This is a genomic window from Streptomyces sp. NPDC049577, from assembly GCF_040675635.1.
Taxonomy (GTDB): domain Bacteria; phylum Actinomycetota; class Actinomycetes; order Streptomycetales; family Streptomycetaceae; genus Streptomyces.
In genome coordinates this window covers 1-7,308 of record NZ_JBFAPH010000319.1, presented here as the reverse complement: position 1 = coordinate 7,308, position 7,308 = coordinate 1, and the positions used below count along the sequence as shown (strand labels likewise).

Below are 7,308 nucleotides of genomic sequence, written 5' to 3'. Positions count from 1 at the left end.
CGGCACCGAGAACGACGCCAGCTGGTTGATCGGCGTCAGCGCGCCGTAGTAGTCCGCCACGATCTTGTTGAACATCGCCGGATGCGCACGCCCGGTGCGGATCGCCGCGAAGTCCTCCTTGGCGACCACAACGGCCTTCTCCATCTTCTCCTCGGCCTCGAGGAGGATCTCTTCGATCACCACTTGCTCCTGGTGTTATCAGTAAGCAGAGCCTCGCCCCTGCGCGCGTCTTCTCCTGCACGGTGTCCGACCGGCAGGCGGTTGTCCATCCCCGTGCCGAGGTGAACCCACGGCCCGGAGTTGCCGTCCGCGCCCCCGGCGGGCGGCGGGTGCGGGCGGTCGTACGGGCTCGTCAGTCCCGCGTGCCCTGGTCGCTCACGAGCGTGCCGATCTTCTCACCCTTCACCGCGCGGGCGATGTTGCCCTCGGCGAGCAGTTCGAAGACGAGGATCGGCAGCTTGTTGTCCATGCACAGGCTGATGGCGGTGGCGTCGGCGACCTTCAGGCCGCGGGCGAGCACCTCGCCGTACTCGAGTGCGTCGAACTTCACCGCGTCCGGGTTCTTCTTCGGGTCCGAGTCGTAGATCCCGTCGACGCCGTTCTTGCCCATGAGAATCGCCTCGGCGTGGATCTCCAGGGCGCGCTGGGCGGCGGTGGTGTCGGTGGAGAAGTAGGGCATGCCCATGCCCGCGCCGAAGATCACGACGCGGCCCTTCTCCAGGTGGCGCACGGCGCGCAGCGGGATGAACGGCTCGGCGACCTGGCCCATGGTGATACCGGTCTGGACCCGGGTCTCCACGCCTTCCTTGACCAGGAAGTCCTGGAGGGCGAGGGAGTTCATGACCGTGCCGAGCATGCCCATGTAGTCCGAGCGGGCCCGGTCCATGCCGCGCTGCTGCAGCTCGGCGCCGCGGAAGAAGTTGCCGCCGCCGATGACCACGGCGATCTCGTAGCCCTCGCGGACCACGGCCGCGATCTCGCGGGCGATGGCGTGCACGACATCGGGGTCGACACCGAGCCCGCCGCCCCCGGCGAAGGCCTCGCCCGACAGTTTCAGCAGGAACCGACGGCGGTTCTCCCGGTCGGCGATGTGGCCGTCGGCGGCCCGTGTGGCGTCCGCACCCTGATTCATTGGAATTCTCCTCGTGCACATACGAAGAAGGCCACTGCCGGACGGGTCCTTTCGGTTCCCTTAGCGGCAATGGCCTCCTCGTCACATCAGCGGCCGACCGGTGGACGGCCGACTGCGTACGACCCTAGCGGGTCGCAGGTCATTCGCTGCCCTGCTGACGGCTCAGGCGCCGACGCGGATGCGGGCGAAGCGCTTCAGCGTGACACCGGCCTCGTCCAGGACCTTCTGGACGGTCTTCTTGTTGTCCTTCGCGAAGGGCTGGTCCAGCAGGACCTGCTCCTTGAAGAAGCCGGTGACGCGACCCTCGACGATCTTCGGCAGGGCGGCCTCGGGCTTGCCCTCCTCGCGCGCGGTGGCCTCGGCGACGCGGCGCTCGTTCTCCACGACCTCGGCCGGGATGGCGTCACGGGAGAGGAACTTCGGCGCGAAGGCGGCGATGTGCTGCGCGACGTCCTTGGCGACCTCGGCGTCGGCCTTGTCCAGCTCGACCAGGACGCCGACCTGCGGGGGCAGGTCCGCGGCGGTGCGGTGCATGTAGGCGAAGACCTGGCCGTCGGCGAAGTACGCGAAGCGGTCCACGACGATCTTCTCGCCGAGGGTGGCGTTGGCCTCGTCCACGAACGCCTGGACGGTCTTGCCGGGCTCGATCTCGGAAGCCATGAGGGCGTCGACGTCGGCCGGGGCGCTCTTGGCGATGTGGGCGGCCAGGGCGTCGGCGACGGTGATGAACTTCTCGCCCTTGGCGACGAAGTCCGTCTCGCACTTCAGCTCGACGATGACACCGGAGGTGTTGTCGTCGGCGATGAGGGAGGCGACGGCACCGTTCTCGGTGGTGCGGCTCTCGCGCTTGGCGACGCCCTTCAGGCCCTTGACGCGGACGATCTCGACGGCCTTCTCGAGGTTGCCCTCGGCCTCGTCGAGCGCCTTCTTGCAGTCCATCATGCCGGCGCCCGTGAGCTCGCGGAGCTTCTTGACGTCAGCGGCGGTGTAGTTCGCCATCCTTCAATCCTTCTCGTGCACTACGCCTGGCTCCGCGCCGTGCGCCGGGCAGGCTGTCCGTCTTGAGGTCACCACAGCGGCCGGGTCCCGTCCACCGGACGGGAACCGACCGTGGATCCGCCGGCACCGGCGGGGGCAGGAGCCCCCGCCGGGCCGGTGCGGCAGGTCAGGCCTGCTCGGCGTCCGCGGCCGGCTTCTCGGCCTCAGCCTCGGCCTCGGCCGGCTTCTCGGCCTCGGCGTCCGCCTTCTTCTCGCCCTCGAGCAGGTCGCGCTCCCACTCGGCGAGCGGCTCGCCGGCGGCCTTGTCGGCCTTCGCGTCACCGGTGGCGGCACCGGAGCGGGCGATGAGGCCCTCGGCGACGGCGTCGGCGATCACGCGGGTGAGCAGGGTGACGGAGCGGATCGCGTCGTCGTTGCCCGGGATCTTGTAGTCGACCTCGTCGGGGTCGCAGTTGGTGTCGAGGATGGCGACGACCGGGATGCGGAGCTTGCGCGCCTCACCGACGGCGATGTGCTCCTTCTTGGTGTCGACGACCCAGACGGCGCTCGGCACCTTCTGCATCTCGCGGATGCCGCCGAGGGTCTTCTCCAGCTTGGCCTTCTCGCGGGAGAGGACCAGGAGCTCCTTCTTGGTGAGGCCGGAGGCGGCCACGTCCTCGAAGTCGATGAGCTCGAGCTCCTTCAGGCGCTGCAGGCGCTTGTAGACGGTCGAGAAGTTGGTGAGCATGCCGCCCAGCCAGCGCTGGTTCACGTAGGGCATGCCGACACGGGTCGCCTGCTCGGCGATGGCCTCCTGGGCCTGCTTCTTCGTACCGACGAACATGATGGAGCCGCCGTGCGCGACGGTCTCCTTGACGAACTCGTAGGCGCGGTCGATGTACGACAGCGACTGGAGCAGGTCGATGATGTAGATGCCGTTGCGCTCGGTGAAGATGAAACGCTTCATCTTCGGGTTCCAACGACGGGTCTGGTGACCGAAGTGGACGCCGCTCTCCAGCAGCTCCCGCATCGTGACGACGGCCATGGCCGCGCTCCTTGAAATACTCGGTTCCACGGCGGCCGGGCGGCCGCCGCTCCTGACGCCCCGGCGCGGCCTGCCAGGGAACCCGGAAGAGATTTCGAGGTGTCGCTGGACCGAGGGACGCGTCCACCGGGATGCCGGTGGCGGGGCGTGCGAAGTCGACCCGGTGACCCGGATCGCCATGAGAAGTGTACGGGACCCGGGAAGGCCCGGGTGACGGCGTTGTCCACAACCCGCGAGTAGTCCACGGATCGGGGCCAAGAGCCCCGCGAACGCGGGATCTTCGTCACCGTGGGGTCATGCGACCGAACCGTGTGCGACGCCTTGCCGTCGGCCCGCCGCTGCCCCTGCGCGCGCTCATGACCGTGCTCATGATCGTGCTTGTGGCCCTGTTCATGAGCCCCCTCCTGGGCGGGCCCGCACGGGCGGCGGATGCCGCCCCCGACCGCGCCTGGCCGGTGCCGGGCGCCCGCGGCCTACGGCCGCTGGTGGTCCGGGCCTGGGATCCGCCCCCGTTCCCCTGGGCCGCGGGCCACCGCGGCGTCGATCTGGCGGCCGCCCCGGGCACCCCCGTGCGGGCCGCCGCCGGCGGCACGGTGGCGTTCGCCGGGGCGGTCGCCGGCCGGGGCGTGCTCTCGGTCCAGCTGGCCGGGACGGGTCCGCCGCCGCTGAGGACCACGTACGAGCCGGTACGGCCGCTTGTGCGCGAGGGGGCCGCCGTGCGGGCGGGCGAGGTGATCGGGGTGCTGGAGGCCGGGGCGCGGTCCCACTGCACCGAGGGCTGTCTGCACTGGGGGTTGCGGCAGGGGGAGACCTATCTGGATCCGCTGGGGCTGCTGCCGCCGTGGATGCTGCGGCGCGCGCCGTCACGCCTGTGGGGGTTCGGTCCCGTGCGGGCTCCGGTCAGCCCCGCACTCCCCCGAGCGCCATGGCCACGGCCGCCTCCGTGATCCGCTCCGGCTCCTCGGCCGCCCCCAGCTCGATGCGGCGGACGGCCGCGTCGACGACTCCCTGCAGGAGCATGGCCGTCAGGCGCGGCTGCTCGTGGCCGAGGGCGAGCAGCGCCTCGACGACCATCGCGATCAGTCCGCCGTGCGCGGCGCGGATCTTCTCCCGGGCGCCGGTGTCGAGCTCGCCGGCGGAGATCGCGACCACGGCCCGGTGCCGGCGGTCGCCGACGAGGGCGAGCTGCTGCCGCACATACGCCTCGATCTTCGCCTCGGGCGTGTCGGCCCGCTCCATGGCGGCCTCGACCTCGGCGGCCCAGACGGGGAAGTCGACGGCGCACAGCTCCTCGACGACGGCGGCCCGGGAGCGGAAGTACTCGTAGACCGAGGACCGCGCGAGTCCGGTGCGCTCGGCGAGGGCGGGGAAGGTCAGGGCTTCCGTCCCGCCTTCCGAGAGCAGGGCGCGGGCGGCGTCCAGCAGGGCGCCGCGCTGCATCGTCCGGTGCTCGGCCACGGAGGCCGCTCGAATCCTGGGCACGGCACCACTGTACGGACCGGGCCCGCGCGGAACGACGAGGAGGGACGATTCAGCGACCCGCCCGGGCGTCAGCGCCCGACGTCCGCGAGCTTCGCCCTGAGCTGGAGCACCGACTTGGTGTGGATCTGGCTGACCCTGCTCTCCGTGACGCCGAGGACGTGCCCGATCTCGGCGAGGGTGAGGCCCTCGTAGTAGTAGAGGGTGACCACGGTCTTCTCCCGGTCGGGGAGGGTGTTGATGGCGCGGGCCAGCAGGCGGCGCAGCTCGTGGTCCTCGGCGACCTCGACCGGGTCGTCGGCGGCGGTGTCCTCCAGGGTGTCCATGAGGCTCAGCCGGTCCCCGCCCTCGCCGCCGGAGTGCAGCAGCTCCTCCAGGGCGACCACGTTGGCCAGCGACAACTGGCTGAAGACGGCGTGCAGTTCCTCCAGGGGGATGCCCATCTCCCCGGCGACCTCGGCCTCGGAGGGCGTGCGGTGCAGCTGCGCCTCCAGGGTGGCGTAGGCGCGCTCGACGGCGCGGGCCTTCTGCCGGACCGAGCGCGGGATCCAGTCCAGCGCCCGCAGTTCGTCGATCATGGCGCCGCGGATGCGGGTGATGGCGTAGGTCTCGAACTTGATGGACCGGGCGGGGTCGAACTTCTCGATCGCGTCGATGAGGCCGAAGACCCCGGAGGAGACGAAGTCCGCCTGGTCGACGTTGGGCGGCAGCCCGACGCTGACCCGGCCGGCCACGTACTTCACCAGGGGCGAGTAGTGGAGGATCAGTTGTTCCCGCAGCCGTTCGTCGCCCGAGGCCTTGTACGACCGCCACAGCTCGTCGAGCGTCGAGGGTGCGGGAGGGCGCACGGCTCCGCGCGCTGCGGGCGGTGCCGCCGCGCGGTCGGACCCGGAGGTGTGCTGGGGCATTCGTCGTCTTGAGCCGTTCTGCTGTGACGTGGATCGGGTGGTGCGAGGGGCTGGGATCCCGTGAGCGTAGCGTGACTGAGGCGCTGCGGTGCGCGAGGAGACCCCTTCGGTAGACGCAGGGACGTTCCGCTGACCGCGTCCGCGGTGGCGGCCGCCGGGCCCTCGGCGGCCGTGCGGCGCCCGGCCTATCGGCCGCCGCGGTCATCGGCTTAACCCTTTCACCCGATCACCCCAGGTCAAGCACCGCCTCGCCGCATACCGGGATGCCGTCCGGGGGGCTTGGGGGTGACGGATGTTGACGCGGGGGCGGTGGCGGGGGTGTGGGCGGGGGCCGGCAACCGCCACTGGTCCCCCTGGCGTTCCACGAAGCCGAGGGCCTGGAGTTCATAGAGCCGCGCGACCGCGTGGTCCCTGCTCAGACAGGCGTCGCGGGCGATGCGGGAGGGGTCCGCGCCGCCCGTGCCGGGGATCGCTTCGAGCACCTTCGCGGCCGCCGGTGCGAGCAGGTCCCGGGGCACGACGGGCCCCCGGCGGGGCGGGGCGAGCTCGCCCATGCCGCCGACGAGCTCGGTGACGTCGTCGGCGTCGGTCACCAGCTCGGCGCCCTCGCGCAGCAGTTCGTGCACGCCGGCCGAGAGCCCGGAGGTGACCGGCCCGGGGACGCCCATGGTGTGCCGGCCGAGTTCGCGGGCACGGCGGGCGGTGACCAGGGAGCCGCTGCGGTACTCGGCCTCGACGACCACGGTGCCCCGCGTCAACGCGGCGATGACGCGGTTGCGGAGCACGAAGCGGCTGCGCGTGGGGTGTCCGGCGGGCGGGAGTTCGGCGAGGACGAGACCCTGCCGCGTGATCCTTTCGAGCAGTTCGGTGTGGCCGCGCGGATAGGGCACGTCGACCCCGCAGGCGAGGACTGCCATCGTGGCCCCGCCCGCCGCGAGCGCTCCCCGGTGCGCGGCCCCGTCGACCCCGTAGGCGGCGCCCGAGACCACGGCCCAGCCGCGCTCGGCGAGGCCGGCGCCGAGCAGGGCGGCGACGTGCGAGCCGTAGTCGGTGCAGGCGCGGGCGCCCACGACGGCGACGGAGCGCAGGGCCCACAGGCGGACGTCGGGGCTGCCGCGCACCCACAGGCCGAACGGGCGGGCGTCGCCCAGATCGTCGAGCTGGGTGGGCCACTCGGTGTCCCCGGGGCACAGGAAGCGGCCGCCCAGGCGGGCCAGGGTCTTGAGGTCGAGGACGGGGTCGAGGGTCTCGGCACGGGCCCGGCAGCCCGCCAGCCGCTCGGCGCGCGCCCCCTTCGGCGGCGGGCCGGCGCCGGTGAGCCCCCGCACCAGGGCGGGCGCGCCCATCTCCCGCAGCCAGCGGCCCACGGTCTCGTCGCCGGGTTCGGCCAGTCGGGTGAGGGCGGCCCGGGCGAGCCGTTCCTCGGCGCCGGGGCCGGTCATGGCCGGGCTCCGGCGAGGGGCGCCCCGCGCGGGACGCCGGTGCGCAGTTCGAGGGCCTGGTTCAGATCGCCGGCGTCGGGTCTGCCGTGCCCGGCGAGGTCTGCCACGGTCCACGCCACCCGCAGCACCCGGTCCAGCCCGCGGGCCGTCAGCAAGCCGCGCTCCATGTCCCGCTCGGCCTCCTCCAGCGCGCCGGGGGCGGGGCGCCAGCGGGTACGCAGCTCATGGCCGGGCACCTCGCTGTTGGTACGCCAGGGGGTGCCGGCGTAGCGGCCGGCGGCCCGCTCGCGGGCGGCCAGGACGCGGGCGGCGACCTCGGCGGTC

At 72.4% G+C, this 7,308-nt stretch carries 8 protein-coding genes and 1 pseudogene; 1 reads left to right on the top strand and 8 read right to left on the bottom strand.

The genetic code is table 11. The annotated features are described in order from the left end of the window. The 4 genes from AB0K09_RS26905 to rpsB all read right to left on the bottom strand — a co-directional run. The coding region (locus AB0K09_RS26905) for a ribosome recycling factor (RefSeq protein ID WP_366067985.1) at window positions 1-180 on the bottom strand (180 nt) is incomplete at its 3' end. Between the two features lie 172 nt (window positions 181-352). Beyond that, window positions 353-1,132 (bottom strand): UMP kinase, encoded by a 780-nt coding sequence (gene pyrH / locus AB0K09_RS26900; protein ID WP_366067983.1) that lies wholly within the window; start codon window positions 1,130-1,132, stop codon window positions 353-355. Window positions 1,133-1,294: 162 nt separating this feature from the next. After that, window positions 1,295-2,131 (bottom strand): translation elongation factor Ts, encoded by an 837-nt coding sequence (gene tsf, locus AB0K09_RS26895; protein WP_366067982.1) that lies wholly within the window; start codon window positions 2,129-2,131, stop codon window positions 1,295-1,297. Window positions 2,132-2,297: 166 nt separating this feature from the next. Beyond that, entirely contained in the window at window positions 2,298-3,155 is an 858-nt protein-coding gene (rpsB, locus tag AB0K09_RS26890; RefSeq protein ID WP_366067981.1) for a 30S ribosomal protein S2, read from the bottom strand. 296 nt (window positions 3,156-3,451) lie between these two features. Here rpsB and AB0K09_RS26885 point away from each other — a divergent pair, with 296 nt between their 5' ends. Next, the gene (locus AB0K09_RS26885; RefSeq protein WP_366067980.1) at window positions 3,452-4,102 is read left to right on the top strand and encodes a M23 family metallopeptidase; all 651 of its coding nucleotides are present in this window, start codon (window positions 3,452-3,454) and stop codon (window positions 4,100-4,102) included. Here the strand turns inward: AB0K09_RS26885 and AB0K09_RS26880 are convergent. From AB0K09_RS26880 to AB0K09_RS26865, 4 genes and pseudogenes are all read right to left on the bottom strand, one after another. After that, window positions 4,056-4,595, bottom strand: coding sequence for a TetR family transcriptional regulator (locus tag AB0K09_RS26880; protein WP_366067986.1), 540 nt, complete (start codon window positions 4,593-4,595; stop codon window positions 4,056-4,058). The two genes, AB0K09_RS26885 and AB0K09_RS26880, sit on opposite strands and share 47 nt — an antisense overlap. 110 nt (window positions 4,596-4,705) lie before the next feature. After that, on the bottom strand, window positions 4,706-5,542 hold the full coding sequence (gene whiG, locus AB0K09_RS26875; protein WP_366067979.1) for an RNA polymerase sigma factor WhiG: 837 nt from the start codon (window positions 5,540-5,542) through the stop codon (window positions 4,706-4,708). 236 nt (window positions 5,543-5,778) lie between these two features. Then, window positions 5,779-6,984, bottom strand: a complete 1,206-nt coding sequence (gene dprA, locus AB0K09_RS26870) for a DNA-processing protein DprA (protein WP_366067978.1) — start codon at window positions 6,982-6,984, stop codon at window positions 5,779-5,781. Further along, window positions 6,981-7,308 (bottom strand): annotated as a pseudogene (locus tag AB0K09_RS26865) (ATP-binding protein); the annotation flags it as partial. The gene dprA and the pseudogene AB0K09_RS26865, both read right to left, overlap by 4 nt.